This window comes from Rhizobium sophoriradicis, assembly GCF_025200795.1.
GTDB lineage: Bacteria > Pseudomonadota > Alphaproteobacteria > Rhizobiales > Rhizobiaceae > Rhizobium > Rhizobium sophoriradicis.
On the sequence record NZ_CP104155.1, the window covers coordinates 444,343 to 460,763 of the forward strand.

Consider the following 16,421-nt stretch of genomic DNA (forward strand, 5'->3'; position numbering starts at 1 on the left):
AGCAAGAAGGGAAGTGATCCTCATGAATACGACCAGTCCTGGGATGAGCGTCAAACTTTATGGGACGGCAGGTAGTCCCAACGTGCGGGGGGCGATGCTTGGCCTCGCCGAGAAAGGTGTGGAATACGAGTTCGTCAGCTTGATGCCGCCGGCATGGAAAACGCCGGAGCATCTTGCGCGGAATCCGTTCGGCAAGGTTCCGGTGCTTGAGCATGATGGCTTCGAAGTCTTCGAAACCCAGGCCATCTTGCGCTATCTGGACCAGACGTTTCCTGGTCCGGCGCTCCAGCCGACGAACGCGCGCGAAGGGGCGCGTATGAATCAGATCATCGGCATTATCGACTGCTACCTGGGGCCATCCTGGGGCGGTATTGGGTTCGAGCGAGTGGTCGCGCCAACCTTCCTCGGCCAGCCGACCAACATGGAACGGGTCAACGCGGCCGTGCCCATGGCACGTAGCTGCGCTGAGGCGCTTGAGCCTCTGATTGCGGCACCCTACCTCACCGGCGAAACCTTTAGTCTGGCCGACATCCGCCTCATGCCGCATTTCGACCGGCTGCGTATAACGCCAGAGGGCGACGCGATCCTCGATGGCAAGAACAAGCTCGTCCAGTGGTTCGCCCATGTGAGCGGACGCCCGAGCGCCAAACAAGTCCTGCGGTAGTAATTCGAGGCGTTGTTTCTGGGGCCGCCGTTTTGAGAGCACAGATTGGAGATGAGCATGGCCGTCGAACCGGACAGCGCGGGTGTGCGCTTCCCACCGCCCTTTATCTATCTGGGAGCGCTGCTGTTGGGGCTGGCGGCGGAGCAGTTCGTCACCCTGCGCTCTTTCGGCATCGACTGGCGATTGCTGGTCGCGGCGGGCGCGCTGCTGTTCGTTGCCGGCGCGGCGATGATGCTTGCGGCGGCGGGGCTGTTCCGGCGGCTGGGCACCAACATTCCGCCGTCGCAGCCAGCGACCCTCATCGCAACGACAGGTCCGTATCGGTGGACCCGCAATCCCATGTATCTCGGCATGGCGCTTATCTATGCCGGTCTTGCGATCGGCTTCGACGGGCCGATCGCCTTCGCCTTGCTCCCGTTGGTGCTGATCGTGATCCAGACGCAGGTGATCGCCCGCGAGGAGCGCTATCTCGAAGCGAAGTTCGGCGACGACTACCGCCGCTACAAGGCCGAGGTTCGCCGCTGGCTCTGACTATTCCGCCGCTGCCGCTGCGGGGCCTTCTGATAAACCAGCACCGGCTTCCTTGCCGCTAGCGTTTCGTCGAGCATCGCCGGGGCGCGTGGACTGAACCGCTTCACGGTGATCTCTGGCGCGGACGAGCGCGCCGCCGGCGCGGGTTCCTCAGCCTTGAAACATATAGCTGCTGATCGAAGCCGGTTTCATCTCGATGGAGAAGCCCGGCAGGGTGGGCGGCATATAGGCGGCGTTCTCGATCCGGCAGGGGTCGAGGAAGTGTTCGTGCAGGTGATCGACATACTCGATGACGCGGCCGTCCTTGGTGCCTGACACCGCGACGTAATCGATCATCGACAGGTGCTGCACATATTCGCAGAGGCCGACGCCGCCGGCATGCGGCCAGACCGGCAGGCCGAACTTGGCGGCGATCAGCAGCACCGACAGGACCTCGTTCAGCCCGCCCATGCGGCAGGAATCGATCTGGACGATGTCGATCGCGCCCTCGGCGATGAACTGCTTGAACATGATGCGGTTCTGGCACATCTCGCCGGTCGCGACCTTCACCGGCGCGATCGCCTGGCGGATCTTGCGGTGGCCGGCGACGTCATCGGGGCTGGTGGGCTCCTCGATGAAGAAAGGCTTGGCGAAAGCAAGCGCCCTGACCCAGTCGATCGCCTGGCCGACATCCCAGACCTGGTTGGCGTCGATCATCAGGTAGCGGTCGGGGCCGATCACCTCGCGGGCGATCCTCAAGCGGCGGATATCGTCATCCAGATCGCGGCCGACCTTCATCTTGATATGGTTGAAGCCGGCGTCGATCGCCTCCCGGCAGAGACGACGCAGTTTCTCGTCTTCATAACCGAGCCACCCGGCCGAGGTCGTGTAGCAGGCATAGCCCTCCTTTTCGAGGAGAGCGATGCGTTCGGCCTTGCCGGCTTCTGCCTTCTTGAGAATAGCGATCGCTTCATCGCGCGTCAGGACGTCGGTGAGGTAGCGGTAATCGACGATATCGGCGACTTCTTCCGGCGACATTTCGGCGACCAGCCGCCAGACGGGTTTACCCGCCTGCTTGGCGAGCAGATCCCAGACGGCGTTGACGACGGCGCCGGTCGCCAGATGAATGGCGCCCTTTTCCGGGCCGATCCAGCGCAGCTGGCTGTCGCTGGTCAGATGCCGCCAGAATTTGCCGGGATGGGCGAGCACCTCACTGAGCTCGGTGCCGACGACGAGGTGGCGCATCGCTTCGATCGCCATGCAGCAAATGTCGTTGCCGCGGCCGATGGTGAAGGTCAGGCCATGGCCGGCAAGATCAGGCGCATCCGTGTCGAGAATGACATAGGCGGCCGAATAGTCCGGATCGGGATTCATCGCGTCGGATCCATCCAGGCTTTGCGACGTGGGAAAGCGGAGATCGAAGACGCGAAGGTCGGTGATGCGGGTCATGTTGTTCCTCCCAATTGTGATAGCCGGATCGGCCGGCAGCCTGCCGGCGCCTCATCGGCTCAAGCGCGTTGCGATCTTTCCGATTCGCTTCTCGCGCTTTAGGTCTTTGTTTTACCTATGCCGTCGTCGCAAACCGCTGCACAGTTTTGCGCGACATGCGCCGGGTCAGATCGTCCAGCCGCCGTCAATGGCGATCGCCTGGCCCGAAGTATAGGTAGCGCCGGCGAGATAGACGGCGAGATCGGCGATCTCCTCCGGCGAACCGAGCCGGCCCATCGGCTGGCGGGCGATGAAGGCGGCGCGGGCCGCATCGTAGTCGCCGCCGGCGCGCATGCGGTCCTGCAGCGACGGGCTTTCCACCGTGCCGGGGCAGATGGCGTTGCAGCGGATGCCTTCGGCGACATAATCGGCGGCGACGGATTTGGTCAGGCCGATGACGGCGGCCTTGGTGACGCCATAGGCGAAGCGGTTCGGCACGCCCTTGATGCTGGAAGCGACGGAGGCCATGTTGATGATCGCCCCGTCCTTGCGCTCCAGCATGCCGGGCAGCACGGCCCGGATCGTGCGGATCATCGCCTTGACGTTGAGATCGAGGGCAAATTCGAAATCGGAATCCTTCATCTCCAGGATCGAGCCCGCATGGACGAAGCCGGCGCAGTTGAACAGCACGTCAACAGCGCCGATCTCGGCGACGAGGGCCTTGACCGCATCGTCGTCGAGCACGTTGAGTTTATGGGTGGATACCCCGGTTTCCGCCGCAAGCGTCGCCAGCGCCTCGGTGTTGATGTCGGTGGCGTGGACCTTGGCGCCGGTCGCGGCAAAGGCTGCCGCCGTCGCCCGGCCAATGCCCTGGCCGGCGGCGGTGATGAGAACGGTTTTGCCGGAAAGTCTGTTTGTCATGTCACGGGCCTTTTCTGGAATTGTCTACGCGGGACGGTACATGCGGTCATATCTTGGCGAAGGCCGGGCTGAGATGGAATAGCTTGTCCATCAGCGCCTGCCATTTTCCTTCTTTGCGCGTTGCGGCCCGCCTGAGGCAAGGCGCGATGCCAGCCTCCTGTCGTTCCCGCTGATCCGCTGTCTTCAACAGTGATTTGTCTGTTTATAGACAAACAGACGATTGACCAAGGGTCAAGCGCGAAGTTTTGCTTTTCCGGCCGCGGTTCTGCGTATATGCAGAATACTATTCACAGGAGGATGGAATGGAGCCCGACGAGTCAGACCGCTACCGCGCTCCTGCCCTCGACAAGGGCCTCGACATCCTGGAACTGCTTGCCGGCGTCGACAGCGGCCTTACTCAGGCGGAAATCGCCAAGCGGCTCGACCGCAGCCCCAACGAATTCTACCGCATGCTCGACCGGCTGGTCCGTCGCGGCTACGTCACCCGGCTGGACGGCGATCGCTATTCGCTGACGCTCAAGCTTTTCGGGCTTGCGCAACTGCATGCGCCGGTGCGCCGGCTCGCCTCCTACGCCACGCCGCTGATGCGCGATCTCGCCCAACGCGCGCGTCAGGCCAATCACCTCGCCGTCTTCGATCGCGGCGCCGCCGTTGTCATCGCCCAGCAGGAAGCGCCGGATTATTGGGGATTTTCGATCCGCATCGGCGCCCATATTAGCCTCTTCGACACCGGTTCCGGGCATGTGCTGCTCGCCTTCCGCAGTAACGAGGAGCGGGAGATGATGATATCGGAACATGTGCGCAATCGCGCCGATATCGAGCTCGGCGGCGAATTCTACGATCGCCTCGATCAGATCCGCGAGCGCGGCTACGAGATGATGGCGAGCGCCCAGACATCCGGCGTCTACAATCTGTCGGCGCCGGTGCTCGGACCGGATCGGCGCTGCATCGCCGCGCTGACCTGTCCGTTCATAGCGCTCGTCAATGCGCCGTCGGCGCCCGACATCACCCAGACGATCATGCTGGTGCAAAAGACCGCCGCCGAACTCTCGCAGCTTGCCGGCGCCGACGTCACCATCCCGGCCTGAGCTGACGAATTTCTATTTGAACAATCCATTCACTGGGGATAGCTTGCCGCAAGCCAGCCTTGGAGGAAAACGTGCTTATCGACACCCATCTGCATGTCATCGATCGCTCGGCGCTCCCCTACCCCTGGCTCTCCGGCGTGCCAGCTCTCGACCAGGATTTTCTTTACGAGACCTATGCAGCCGAAGCGCGCCGCTGCGGCATTACCACGGCGCTGCATATGGAAGTCGATGTCGATCCGGCCGCCATCCAGGCCGAGACCGACCACATCGCCGCTATCGCCCAAAAGCCCGGCAGCCTGATTGCCGGCGCCATCGTCTCCTGCCGGCCGGAGGATAATGGCTTTGCCGCCTATCTCGAGCGGCAGAGGGCCAATCCCTTCGTCAAGGGCTTCCGCCGCGTGCTGCATGTCGTACCCGACGACGTCTCGGAAGGCGCGCTGTTTCGCGAAAACATCAGGCGCATCGGCGGCAGTGGCCTGACCTTCGACCTCTGCACATTGTCGCATCAAGCTGGCCGCGTCGCTGCTCTCGTCGATCTCGCGCCGGATGTGCAATTCGTCCTCGACCATTGCGGCGTGCCCGATATCCGCTCGGATGCCTTCCAGCCGTGGAAGGCGGGCATATCGGAGATCGCCCGGCGGCCGAACGTCATCTGCAAGGTCTCCGGCGTCGTCGCCTATGCCGATGCCGAGACATGGACGGCGCAGACGCTGCGGCCCTATATCGAACATGTCATCGCAAGTTTCGGCTGGGACCGTATCGTCTGGGGCAGCGATTGGCCGGTGTGCACGCTTGGCGGCGGCCTTTCCACCTGGGTTGCAGCGACCCATGCCGTGCTCTCCGGCAGCAGCGAGGCGGAGCGCTCCAAGCTGCTCTTCGCCAATGCCCAGCGCCTCTGGTCGTTGTAACATTTCGTTTACGCCGTTTCCGGTTGCTTTGCTTGGGGAGTTCGCCGCAAACTTGCGTGCACCATGTTCAGCACCCTGAAATCGGATGATGTACCCCCCAAAAGTGCTACTTTGGCATGCTTTTTGCTGCTGCTAATATGAAGCGACGCAATGTTTCGGTTTGGGACACCTACTGCCGGACAATTGCTAGCTTTGCGTAACTCAGGTAAAAGTTGTCAGACACGGATATGGCGAATAACCTCATCTCCGTGTCCTCAGGAGGGAAAACAAAATGAAAGAAGAACCGCACGCAGTGGATGTTCATGTCGGGAAGACCATCCGCATACAGCGTCTGCTGCGGAAAGTTTCGCAGACGGAATTGGGCGATCGCGTCGGCGTGACATTCCAGCAGATCCAAAAATACGAAAAAGGCTCCAACCGCGTTTCCGCCAGCATGCTGGTTGAAATCGCCGGCGCGCTGAAGGTCGACGTCAGGACGTTCTTCGACGACCTGTCCACTCCTGATACTGCCAACGACAACCCCGCTCCCAGCGAGGAATTCGTTATTTCGCGCGAGGGCGTCCTTCTCAACGCGGCGTTCTTCTCGATCAAGAACGAAGCGCTTCGCAAGAAGATCCTGAAGCTTGTCCAGGCAATCGCCCACACCGAACAGATGGACGGTGAAGCGGCCGAATAGGCCGGATCCCTTCACGCGATCCGAACGGACGCATGAAGGTCAATGGCGATCGATCAGGATCAGATTATCGCTGGCGTCCTTCATTGCGATCTTGGCCTTGCTGCCGAGCAGTTTCTCGAGGTTGACGTCTAGCTCCCTGTCCGGATCTATGCCGTCCCAATCGATGACGACCTGCAGCAGCGCCATGTTCGTCAGGTGCATCAGATTACGCAGCTGAAGCTTTTCAGCCTCCTCCTTGGCTGCCGACAGCAGCCGGAAGATCCTTGCGTATTCACTGCCTGTACCTTCGTTATGTTGTTCAAACATTGTCCCGCCCCTTTGGCCGTGGAGGCCTCAGATTCCATCACCACTGCATCTTTTCGCCGTGACCGTTATACAAGCGTTACAGGAGTCGCATTGCGCGTGACTTCGGCGTGCAAAAGCTCCCAGTGAGAGGTCGCGGCAAAGTGCCAGTCACGGTTGACAGGCAGGAATTCGTCACGGCGCAGCCATTCCAGCACCAGTCGCGCGTCGTCCCGCTTGCGTTCGACCCGGTTCTTGCGCAGGGCGGCGAGCAGATAGTCGCGGCGCGCCTTGCGGAAATGGCACTCGTCCACCACCCTCGCATAGGTGCGCTCGGAGAAATGCAGGAAACGACCGGAGAGCAGCAGTTTCTTGCGCTCGCCCGACGAAATCTCTCCGCCGGCATGAAGCGCGTTGATCGTCGGTTCGAAATCGACCCAGGGCACCGAAAGCGGCAGCCAGCCGAGCGCCTGCGGCGCATGCACCAGTGCAACGGCCTCGTCGTCGAGCAGCCGCCCGGACTGGTAATCTTCGAAGATCGAGCCGAGCCCGACCATGCCGAAAGGCGCGCACTCGGCCGCCCGCAATGCGCCCATGCTGGCGCCGCCGGCAACGGCGACATCCTGTTCGAGCGCGTAGAGAATCTCCTTGTGCCAGACCGACGGCAGCTCACCGAAATAGCCGTCGACCAGGCCGATCGCGGTGGCCCCGTCTTCCACCGCCTTGAGAATGTCGCCGCAGGCGGCAGGCGGTCGGAAATCGATGCAGGGGGACATGTTTCTCGCTGCGGCAAGACCGCCACCAAGGCTCGGACCGACGAATAGAACCTTCATGATTGGGCTCCTCTCATGGTGTTGACGGCGCGCATGCCGAGCTGGATGTACTGACCTGATATATCGACCTCCAGGCCGGGTACGATCACCCTGACGACTGAGACAGGCAGAGCCTGATAATGCGGGAACGGCACGACGACGATCTGCTCGACCCCGGTCGCCGTCAGCCGGTCGGCAATATGGCCGATGGTCTCCTGAATGGTTGCGGGACGGTGATGGCCGGGCTGGAAGGCGCGCATTCGGCTATTGCCCTCGCAGAGTTCGACCACCTGCTGCATCGCCGCACTCTTGTCGAGCCGCTGATAGATGCGCGGCGAGAAATCATCGCGGCTGCCGGCGATCGCCGTCAGCCGGCTCTGCGCCGCCTCCGTGATGGCGCGCAGTGCGGCGCGCACGGGATCGGGGTGGCAGCCGCAGCCGCCGCAGACATGGGTCCAGCGTGCATCGACGCGGTCGGACAGATTGCCCGGCATGATGACGGCCAGAAACGCCGGAACGCCGATATCCGTGGTCATGTCGAGCAGCAGCAGCCGCATGCCGGCGCGCGTGATCCGGTCGGTCATGACATCGATGATCGCATCGCCGAAGGAGGCGGGGTCGATGCGGCTCTCCTTGAGGCGCTGCGGCGATTTCAGCTGCGTCAAGGCCCAGGCGTCGCGCTCCACCAGCTCGCAAAGCCCGTGCAGGACCGCTTCGGACGGCGTGTTGCCGGAGGCCAGCCCGTCGCTCGACTGCTCGAAGCCTGACGGACGCTCGCCGCGATGGTCAAGGCCGACGAGCCACCAGGGAACGAAGACGCTGCTGCCGGAGAGGATGTCGAGGCCGGAGCACCAGGGGATGGGGCCGCCGCCGATGTCATCGGGTGCGCAACGCGCAACATTGTCGAGATCGATCATGGCGGCGCCTTCCGCCCGCATGCTCTCGACGGTCGCCTGTGTCAGGTCGGCTGGGGCAATTTCCGCGATCCGCGTCTCGATCGCCTCCATGGCGGCCGATGCCATGGCGGCATCATTGTCGATGCCTTTGCCCTGGAAGACCGAAAGCGTATGGCTGTTCGGCCTCGTCGCGAAGGCGACGGGGATGTTCAGCACGTCGAGGGCGGTCAGCAGGCCGACGCGCGTAATGCCGAATTCGCGCAGATGTGGCCTGACGGCGGCCAATGTCTGCGCCGGCGTGACCGCACGGTCATGATAGTCGCTGACGCCGGCCGATGATCGTTCGAGGTCATCGGCTAGCGTTTCAAGGTCGGCGAAGGCGGACATACCTATTTGTTCCTCAGCGGAACTTCAGGGCGTGTGTCAGATTTTCCAGCGCATTCGCAGTGATGTTGAGTTCGTCCTGCTTCATCGCTGCCTTGGCTGCAGCGGAGAAACGCGGCTGGGAGGGGATTGCGGCATTGGTTTCAACAGTGGCTTTCATTTTCCATCTCCAATGACATAGGGCAGCCGGGCTGCCGTTAATCATTGGAGGGGAACACCACCTGCGTCATTTAAGCGTTACAGGCTTCGTTAAAAGGCCATTAATCAGGGAAGTCCGGCCAGCTGCAGGCCATGGATCAGCGTTTCGGTGTACCGAGGATCGCGATCGGGCACGAAATGGCGGATGTCTTCGCTGCGGAAATCCGGGAAATTTTCCAGAACGACGCCGGCATAAGTGCCGGCCTTTTTCACGTCACCCGCCATAGCATGGGCGGCGGCGAGCAGTCGGGCGGTAGCCTGCTTGGACTTCACCGGCTCAAGCGCTTCGATCGTCTGCTGGTATTCTCCGCGATCGAAATGAATGCCGCCGCGATTCCAGTAGTAATAATCGGGGGGCAAGGGATTAAGCTTGAAAGCGGCCTTGTTCAGATCCAGCGCTTTGTCAAAGTCACCGTAGTGGCAGAGCGCATCGGCATAATCGGCGAGGATATCGGCATCGTTTGGATTGAGATCCTGGGCCTGCTGGAAATATTCCAGGCTTTCGTCGAAACGGCGGCGGTACAGCGCCACGAAGCCGAGCTCGCGGAAGGCGCGGCCGCTGTTCGGGTCGGACTGCTGGGCGAGCCGCGCGGCACCATTGGCCTCGTCGAGCAGATCGGTGTCCTGCATGCCGCGGATCAGCCATTCCATGCCGAGCGCGCGCGACACGCCGGCATGAGCGGCCGAGAAGTGTTCATAACGATTGAGCGAGGATTTGAACCATTTGCGCGCCTGGCGCAGATGCTGCAGATCGGTCTGGGCGATCAGCCGCTTGCCTTCGAGATAGAGACGGTAGGTCCGACGGCGGCGCGTCGCCGATCGGCATCGCCAGTTCGTGGCGCTCGATGGTGTCGGCGAGCGTGGAAACGATCCGCCGTGTCAGATGCGCGAAGGATTCGCTGATCTTCTGCATGACCAGCGGCAGTTCCAGCGCCCAGATAACCTCCGACGTCGTCGTCCGCGTCAGCCGGCAGGTTGCGTAGACATCCTCGTCGCGGCCCTGGATGGTGACGTAGACCGCATAATCGAAGCTGAGATCGAGCGGGCCGGGGACGGCGCGCGCCGGATCGACCGAGCGGCTGAGGATCTCAAGGCTCGTATGGGCTGCGATCACCTTGAAACCGCGCTGCTGGCTGAGGCCGATGGTGACATCCTCGAGAAGAGCCCTGCCGACGCGCTCCATCAGCGGATCGGTAAAAATACTTTCGGGCGGCAGGATGATGATCCGCGGCTGGCCGAGCGCATCGGCCAAGCCACCGAGCGCGGAAGGGCGCTCGGCCGCGGCTGCCTGTGCTGCCGGAACCAGGCCAAGCTCGCGGGCGAGCGCGGTTGTGCTTTCCTCCGGCTCGGTGTCGAAGTCGTCCTTCAGCTGGCTCTTGCATTTCAGATAGGCCTGACGGGCCGCGGCCGGATCGTTCATCCTGACATAGAGGCGCATAAGAGCGCGATAGGCCGTCTCGCTGGCAGGGTCGAGTTCCAACAGGCGCCTGGCAAGCGCGACCTGCTCGTCATCCGACCTGTCTTGCGATGTTTCGATCAGCCGGGCCAGATGGGCCGAGCGCCATTCGTCGATGCGCTGGCGTTCAAAGGTCAGCCAGTCCTCGGCGCCTTGCGTCGGCGATTTGGCGCCTTCCAGCAGTTCGCCGTTCAGCATATTGCTGTCTTCGGGGGCGAGCGGCCCTTTCTGTTTCAGGATATGAACATCGACCTCCCAGCCATCCGCAAGCCCGATATGGGTTCGGGTCGCGGCAAGCAGCGGCGGAAGGTCGGCGGGGATACTCTGCTCAATGCGCGACAGCAGCTGGCGCAGGCTGCCGGCTCGTTTTTCCGGCAGTTCCGATTGCCAGAGCTGTCGCCTGACGGTTTCGCGGTCGAGTTCGAGATTGGCTTCGGCGGCGAGCATGGCGAGGAGAAAATAAGACTTCTCCGGCAAGGGGAGTTCCCTCCCCGCTGCCAGCAGCCTCGGTCTCCCGAGCAGGCACAGCCTGTTCTTCGACATCTGTCCGGATGTCCGTTGCATCCCCGGTTCTCACCCCTGAAAGCCATGGCGCGCAAACGTAGCGGTCGCGTGAACATGTTAGAGCTATACGAGCGCCGCGCATAGCGGTTTTTGCTATAAAGAGAAGAAGTTTCAGCGAATATTTGCATTTTCGCGTATCGCTCGCCGGAAAGATGCTTCGCCAACACTTGCCGAATGAGGTGCTGTGGGCGTTCTGCGGCGACGAATTGTTTGAGCCGTCGCCGGCCTTCATAGCCGGCAGAGTAGAACAGGATGATTTTAGGCCGGATCGGCCTAAAATATAAATCCTGTTCTAAAGCAAATAGTTAGAGAACATGCGCAGCCCGATCCGGACTTTTTTCGGTCGCGGCCGATTCAACGAAATCGAGGCCGATGTCCAGGACCGGGGCGCTATGCGTCAGCCAGCCGACGGAAATGAGGTCGACACCGGAGGCCGCGATTGCCGCGGCCGTTGCCGGGGTTACCCGGCCGGATGCCTCGGTGATCGCCCGGCCGGCGACGACGGCGACGGCTTCGCGCAGCTGATCCGGCGTCATATTGTCGAGCAGGACGGCATCGACGCCTGTTTCCATCGCTTCATGCAGCTGATCGAGCCTGTCCACTTCGACCTCGACCTTCACCAGATGGCCGACGCCGGCCCGGGCCCGGCGGATCGCCTCGGCCACGCCGCCGGCGATCGCCACGTGATTGTCCTTGATCAGCACCGCGTCATAAAGGGCGAAACGGTGGTTCATGCCGCCGCCAGCCCGCACCGCATATTTTTCCAACGCCCTCAGCCCCGGCGTCGTCTTGCGCGTGCAGGCGACGGAAGTCTTGCTGCCGCTGATGGCGGCGGCGATCTCGGCCGTCACGGTGGCGATGCCGGAGAGATGGCCGAGGAAATTCAGCGCGGTGCGCTCGGCGGTGAGCAGGCCGCGCGACGGCCCTTCGATGGTGGCGATCACGTCGCCTGGTTTGACCGCGTCGCCGTCCTCGACATGGCGTCGCAGGACGATCTCGGGATCGACGAGCGCGAAAGCGAGCTCGGCCGCGTCGAGACCGGCGATCACGCCCGGCTGACGGGCGGCCATCACCACTGTCGAGCGGTGCTCGCGGGGGATGACCGCTGCCGAGGTGATGTCGCCGGCAAGGCCGAGATCCTCGAGCAATGCCGCCCGCACCAGTGGCTCGACGATCAGGCGCGGAAGGGGAACGAGTCTCATCTCAAGCACTCCTGGCAAGGGCATAGGGCGGTGTTGCGCGGGCGATTTCCAACGCTTGGGAAAGGCGCATCCGTCGGCGCTGCGCATCGGCGAGCGTCAGCGGAAAATCGGTGCGGGCATGGGCGCCGCGCGATTCCATCCGCAGGCCGGCAAAGACGGCGATCAACAGCGCGACGATGGCCGGATCGGCGGCAGGGCCGTCACTTTCGGCAAGCGGCAGCAGGGCGGCGGTCGCGTTCTGCACGGCACCCCCATTGCGCAGCACGCCGAGATGGCGCGAGACGATCGGCCGGACGAGCGATGCGTCGGCCGAAACCGGCAGTCTTTCGGATTGGAAGGGACTGCCGGTGCGTGCCGGCATGCCCGCTATGTCGCGTGCCGCCCGCATGCCCATCACCGCCGCCTCCAACAGTGAATTGCTGGCCAGCCGGTTTGCGCCGTGCAGGCCGGTCGAGGCTGCCTCCCCGGCAACCCAGAGGCCGGGAACCGAGCTGCGGCCGTTGGCATCGGTCGCGACGCCGCCCATGTGGTAGTGAACGGCCGGGCGCACCGGAATAAGGTCTTTCGCCGGATCGATTCCGGCTTCGCCGCAAAGGGCCGCGATGACGGGGAAGCGTATGGCGAACCGGCTGCCGAGCGCCTCGCGGGCATCGAGGAAGACCCTGCCGCCGCGGGCGATCTCGGCGCTGATGGCGCGCGCCACGACATCGCGCGGCGCAAGCTCGGCGCCCGGGATGCGGGCCATGAACCGTTCGCCGCGTTCGTTGACGAGCAGGGCCCCCTCGCCGCGCACTGCCTCGCTGACCAGCGCTAAGGGTCTGCGGCGTGAATCGAGCGCGGTCGGATGGAACTGGACGAATTCCATGTCGGCAAGGTCAGCACCTGCCCGTGCTGCGAGCGCAATGCCCTGGCCGTAATTGCCGATCGGATTGGTGGTCGCATCATAAAGGCCGCCGATGCCGCCGGTGGTGAGCACCACCTTGCCGGTCGGCAGGATGGCGGCTCCACCCGCGGTCGCGCAGAGCAGGCCGGCGACCTCGTCGCCGTCCATCAGAATCCGCCGCGCTTCGAAGCCTTCGAGCACGGATATGGCGGGCGTCTGCGCCACGGCCCGCACCAAGGCGGCGATGATTGCCGCACCCGAGCCGTCGCCTTCGGCATGGACGATGCGGCGGCGGTTATGGGCCGCCTCCAGTCCGAGCGAGAATTCTCCCGCCGCATTGCGGTCGAAGCGCACGCCGGCCCGTTCCAGTGCTGCAATTGCCGACGGGGCATCGGCGATGATGCCGGCCGCGGCGGTCCGATCGCAGAGCCCGTCGCCGGCCGCAAGCGTATCGGCCAGATGCAGCGCCGCGCTGTCGTCGGCGCCGATGGCGGCGGCAATGCCGCCCTGCGCCCAGGCGCTCGAGGTCTGTGTGCCGAGGGCGGCGCGGGTGACGATGACGGAGGGCTCCGGCGCCAGCGTCAGTGCGGTCATCAGCCCGGCCAGGCCGCTGCCGACGATGACGGTGCGCCCGGCAAGATGATCGAGACGTTCGCTCATATCGCCAGCATCCTTTCGACGGCGCGCCGCGCCGCTGCGGCGATTGCCGGATCGACCGTCACTTCATGGCGGTTTTCCTCAAGCGCGGCGCGGATATTGGCGAGCGTGATGCGTTTCATATGCGAGCAGAGATTGCAGGGGCGGATGAACTCGACGTCGGGATGGTGCACGGCGACGTTGTCACTCATCGAGCATTCTGTCAGCAACACCACGCGGGCCGGCTTCTGCTTGCCGACATATTCGGACATCACGGCGGTGGAGCCGGCGAAATCGGCCTCGGCCACCACGTCGGGCGGGCATTCCGGATGGGCGAGTACCGTCACGCCAGGATGGTTTTCGCGCAGCTGGCGGACATCGTCGGCGGTGAAAAGTTCGTGCACTTCGCAATGGCCGTGCCAGGCGATGATCTCGACATCGGTCTCGCGGGCGACATTGCGCGCCAGATATTCGTCCGGGATCATCAGCACTTTCGGCACGCCGAGCGATTCCACCACCTGTTTGGCATTGCCGGAGGTGCAGCAGATATCGGAGGCGGCCTTCACCGCGGCCGAGGTGTTGACATAGGTGACGACGGGCACGCCGGGATGGGCCTGGCGCAAAAGCGCGATATCCTCCGGCGTGATCGAATCCGCCAGCGAGCAGCCGGCGCCGAGATCCGGGATCAGCACGGTTTTCTCAGGGTTCAACAGCTTGGCGGTCTCTGCCATGAAATGCACGCCGGCGAGCACGATCACGTCGGCATCGACCTCGATCGCCTTGCGGGCGAGGGCCAGACTGTCGCCGACGATATCGGCCACGCCGTGAAAGATTTCCGGCGTCTGGTAATTGTGGGCGAGGATGACGGCGTTGCGGCGGCGCTTGAGTTCGAGGATGGCGTCGACGTCATTTTCGAACATCATCCATTCGGCTTTGGGAATGACGCGGCTGACGCGCTCATAGAGCGAAGATGCGGAAACAGGATGATTCATGGCCGGCTCCTAATTATGCTCTATCTGAGCATATCATAGGCAAAGAGATATTCTCGTTGTGAGCATATGTCAATTGCGAGAGAGCGGTAATTTCGTTCCGGCGAGTGCCCGTTCCTCGAGCACGGTGTGGCGGAAGCGGAAAAGCTTGGCCGGCCGGCCGCCGGTTTCGCTTTCGGTGCCGCCGGTCTCCTCGACCAGTTCCTGCTGTTCGATCAAACGGCGGAAATTCTGCTTGTGCAATGTCAGCCCGGCGAGTGCCTCGATGGTGCGTTGCAGCCGCAAGAGCGTGAAACTCTCCGGCATCAGCTCGAAGACGACGGGGCGGTATTTGATCTTGGCGCGCAGCCTGGCGATGCCGGTCGCGAGAATCCGGCGGTGATCGGCAAACATTGCACGGCCGAGATTGGCCTCGGCTGCACATCCGGCTTCGGCCACGAGCCCGGCCTCATAGAGCAGTTCGTAGCGTTGCAGCGCCAGATCCTCGTTCCAGCCGCCGTCAAGCCCGAAGGTGAAATCGGCGCGGCGATGGCGGTGATCACGCCGGGCCGGATCGGCATCCGCCCAGCTCTTCAGACGCGTTATGATCTCGCCGAGCACGGCCGGCCGGCCCTGTCGGTGGTCTTCCCAGGGGAAATAGTCGTACCAGCCATGCCATCCCGGCCGGCCGGCCCCCGCCTGCTCGTTGACAAGACCGAGATAGCTGATCGAGATCGTCCGCCCGCCGGGAATATCGTTGTTCCGGTCGCGGTCGGCGAAGGTGTAGAGCTGCTCGAGGTAGCCGACCGGGTGTTCCGTCTGTTCCTGCACCCATTCGCGCAGGCCCGATTGCAGCGTGCGATGTCCCATTTCGAAGGGGCCCGACGGCAGCGCATTGCCGGAACGGATGGTCATCACACGCGGCTCGTCCCCCGTCACCGCCACGAGCACCGCAATCAATTCCGCATGCGCAAAGCCGATCGTCACAGGGGACCGAATGCTCCGTTCCAAATGAATCGAACGGACCATTCCTGACATAGGCCGGAGCGGAAGCCAATGGCGTGGCGATGAGGTGCGCGAACTGCACACATCATCAAGATGCCGAGGACAGAGCTATTTCCGCGTCTCGTTCTCCAGGCGATCGAGGAAGGCTCTTAACTCGCTTTCCTCGATGCCGACGAGATGGCGCTTTTCCGGGTAGGCGCCGGACCTGACGTCATCGGCGAATTCGGTGAAGGCGGCGATGCGCTCGCGCTGCAGCCGGTCATATTCGGCGCCGAAGTTGCGGTAGACCTTGGCATGGCGCGGGTAGTGGTCGCGGTTGGCGCCGAGAACGTCGTCGGCGAAGAGATATTGGGCGTCGCAGCCGCTACCGGCTCCCATCGAGATCATCAGCATCGAGGTGTTGCTGCTGATGGCGGCCGCTACATCCCCTGGCACGACTTCGATTTCGGCGGCGAAGGCGCCGGCTTCTTCCAGCGCCTTGGTCTGCCGCCAGATTTCGGCCGCGCTCGCCGCCGTCTTGCCGACGGCGCGGAAGCCGCCGGTCCAAGTCGCCTTGGACGGGATCAGCCCGAGATGGCCGCAGACAGGAATGCCTTCGTCGCGCAGCCGCCGGATCGTCTGCAGGCTGGCGGCGCAATAGACGGCATCACCGCCCGCTCTCAGAGCCGCAAAGGCAGCGCGCAGATAGTCTTCCGCCGAGACATGGTCGCCATATTCGAGCCCGGGTATGGCAAAGGGCGTGGGCGCGATCTCGCGGAAAACCGGGCCGAGCAGCGAAGGCGGCACCGAGACGATGTCGATCCCTGCCTTTTCGGCCGCTTCCGCCTCCTCCAGCGAGGTGACACGCAGCATGGTAAGCTGCCGCTTGCCCTTTTCCGCCAGCAGGTCGGCGACGGTCGCGCGCTTATGTTTCTTCATCGTCAATTCCTTTGAATATATC

16 protein-coding genes and 1 pseudogene are annotated in these 16,421 nt (G+C 63.2%); 5 read left to right on the forward strand and 12 right to left on the reverse strand.

What is annotated here, in order from left to right:
* The first annotated feature begins 22 nt into the window (after nucleotides 1–22).
* A complete protein-coding gene (locus N2597_RS30655) occupies nucleotides 23–664 on the forward strand; it encodes a glutathione S-transferase family protein (protein ID WP_086156579.1) in 642 nt (213 codons plus the stop codon).
* A 57-nt stretch (nucleotides 665–721) separates the two neighbouring features.
* Nucleotides 722–1,195 (forward strand): methyltransferase family protein, encoded by a 474-nt coding sequence (locus N2597_RS30660; protein WP_086156580.1) that lies wholly within the window; start codon nucleotides 722–724, stop codon nucleotides 1,193–1,195.
* A gap of 150 nt (nucleotides 1,196–1,345) precedes the next feature.
* Here N2597_RS30660 and N2597_RS30665 read toward each other — a convergent pair whose 3' ends face one another.
* Together N2597_RS30665 and N2597_RS30670 are read right to left on the reverse strand one after the other, a co-directional pair.
* The gene (locus tag N2597_RS30665; RefSeq protein WP_077989561.1) at nucleotides 1,346–2,623 is read right to left on the reverse strand and encodes an L-fuconate dehydratase; all 1,278 of its coding nucleotides are present in this window, start codon (nucleotides 2,621–2,623) and stop codon (nucleotides 1,346–1,348) included.
* A 165-nt stretch (nucleotides 2,624–2,788) separates the two neighbouring features.
* A complete protein-coding gene (locus N2597_RS30670; protein ID WP_077989560.1) occupies nucleotides 2,789–3,523 on the reverse strand; it encodes an SDR family oxidoreductase in 735 nt (244 codons plus the stop codon).
* A gap of 302 nt (nucleotides 3,524–3,825) precedes the next feature.
* Here N2597_RS30670 and N2597_RS30675 point away from each other — a divergent pair, with 302 nt between their 5' ends.
* The 3 genes from N2597_RS30675 to N2597_RS30685 all read left to right on the forward strand — a co-directional run bounded on the left by N2597_RS30675 (nucleotide 3,826) and on the right by N2597_RS30685 (nucleotide 6,195).
* Nucleotides 3,826–4,611: an IclR family transcriptional regulator gene (locus tag N2597_RS30675; protein WP_009991484.1), complete on the forward strand. Its 786-nt coding sequence runs from the start codon at nucleotides 3,826–3,828 to the stop codon at nucleotides 4,609–4,611.
* 71 nt (nucleotides 4,612–4,682) lie between these two features.
* Nucleotides 4,683–5,519: an amidohydrolase family protein gene (locus N2597_RS30680; protein WP_183598727.1), complete on the forward strand. Its 837-nt coding sequence runs from the start codon at nucleotides 4,683–4,685 to the stop codon at nucleotides 5,517–5,519.
* Nucleotides 5,520–5,790: 271 nt separating this feature from the next.
* Nucleotides 5,791–6,195, forward strand: a complete 405-nt coding sequence (locus N2597_RS30685) for a helix-turn-helix domain-containing protein (protein ID WP_004668301.1) — start codon at nucleotides 5,791–5,793, stop codon at nucleotides 6,193–6,195.
* A 39-nt stretch (nucleotides 6,196–6,234) separates the two neighbouring features.
* Here N2597_RS30685 and N2597_RS30690 read toward each other — a convergent pair whose 3' ends face one another.
* The 10 genes and pseudogenes from N2597_RS30690 to N2597_RS30735 form a co-directional block, all read right to left on the reverse strand.
* Nucleotides 6,235–6,501, reverse strand: a complete 267-nt coding sequence (locus tag N2597_RS30690; RefSeq protein WP_040111606.1) for a hypothetical protein — start codon at nucleotides 6,499–6,501, stop codon at nucleotides 6,235–6,237.
* 65 nt (nucleotides 6,502–6,566) lie between these two features.
* Nucleotides 6,567–7,310: a TfuA-like protein gene (locus tag N2597_RS30695; RefSeq protein ID WP_077989558.1), complete on the reverse strand. Its 744-nt coding sequence runs from the start codon at nucleotides 7,308–7,310 to the stop codon at nucleotides 6,567–6,569.
* Nucleotides 7,307–8,572 (reverse strand): YcaO-like family protein, encoded by a 1,266-nt coding sequence (locus N2597_RS30700; RefSeq protein ID WP_040141365.1) that lies wholly within the window; start codon nucleotides 8,570–8,572, stop codon nucleotides 7,307–7,309. Before N2597_RS30700 ends, N2597_RS30695 begins: the two co-directional genes overlap by 4 nt.
* 13 nt (nucleotides 8,573–8,585) lie before the next feature.
* Complete coding sequence (locus tag N2597_RS30705; RefSeq protein ID WP_010041717.1) at nucleotides 8,586–8,729, reverse strand: hypothetical protein; 144 nt, start codon at nucleotides 8,727–8,729, stop codon at nucleotides 8,586–8,588.
* A gap of 104 nt (nucleotides 8,730–8,833) precedes the next feature.
* Nucleotides 8,834–10,787 (reverse strand): annotated as a pseudogene (locus tag N2597_RS30710) (BTAD domain-containing putative transcriptional regulator).
* 305 nt (nucleotides 10,788–11,092) lie between these two features.
* The gene (gene nadC / locus N2597_RS30715) at nucleotides 11,093–12,013 is read right to left on the reverse strand and encodes a carboxylating nicotinate-nucleotide diphosphorylase (RefSeq protein ID WP_183598729.1); all 921 of its coding nucleotides are present in this window, start codon (nucleotides 12,011–12,013) and stop codon (nucleotides 11,093–11,095) included.
* Complete coding sequence (locus N2597_RS30720; protein WP_106795851.1) at nucleotides 11,991–13,532, reverse strand: L-aspartate oxidase; 1,542 nt, start codon at nucleotides 13,530–13,532, stop codon at nucleotides 11,991–11,993. Before N2597_RS30720 ends, nadC begins: the two co-directional genes overlap by 23 nt.
* Nucleotides 13,529–14,500: a quinolinate synthase NadA gene (gene nadA / locus N2597_RS30725; protein WP_183598731.1), complete on the reverse strand. Its 972-nt coding sequence runs from the start codon at nucleotides 14,498–14,500 to the stop codon at nucleotides 13,529–13,531. Before nadA ends, N2597_RS30720 begins: the two co-directional genes overlap by 4 nt.
* 69 nt (nucleotides 14,501–14,569) lie before the next feature.
* Entirely contained in the window at nucleotides 14,570–15,514 is a 945-nt protein-coding gene (locus N2597_RS30730; RefSeq protein WP_183598733.1) for an NUDIX hydrolase, read from the reverse strand.
* Between the two features lie 75 nt (nucleotides 15,515–15,589).
* Nucleotides 15,590–16,399 carry a 3-methyl-2-oxobutanoate hydroxymethyltransferase gene (locus N2597_RS30735; RefSeq protein WP_183598735.1) on the reverse strand — a complete coding sequence of 270 codons (810 nt, stop codon included), beginning with the start codon at nucleotides 16,397–16,399 and terminating at the stop codon, nucleotides 15,590–15,592.
* Between the last annotated feature and the right edge of the window lie 22 nt (nucleotides 16,400–16,421).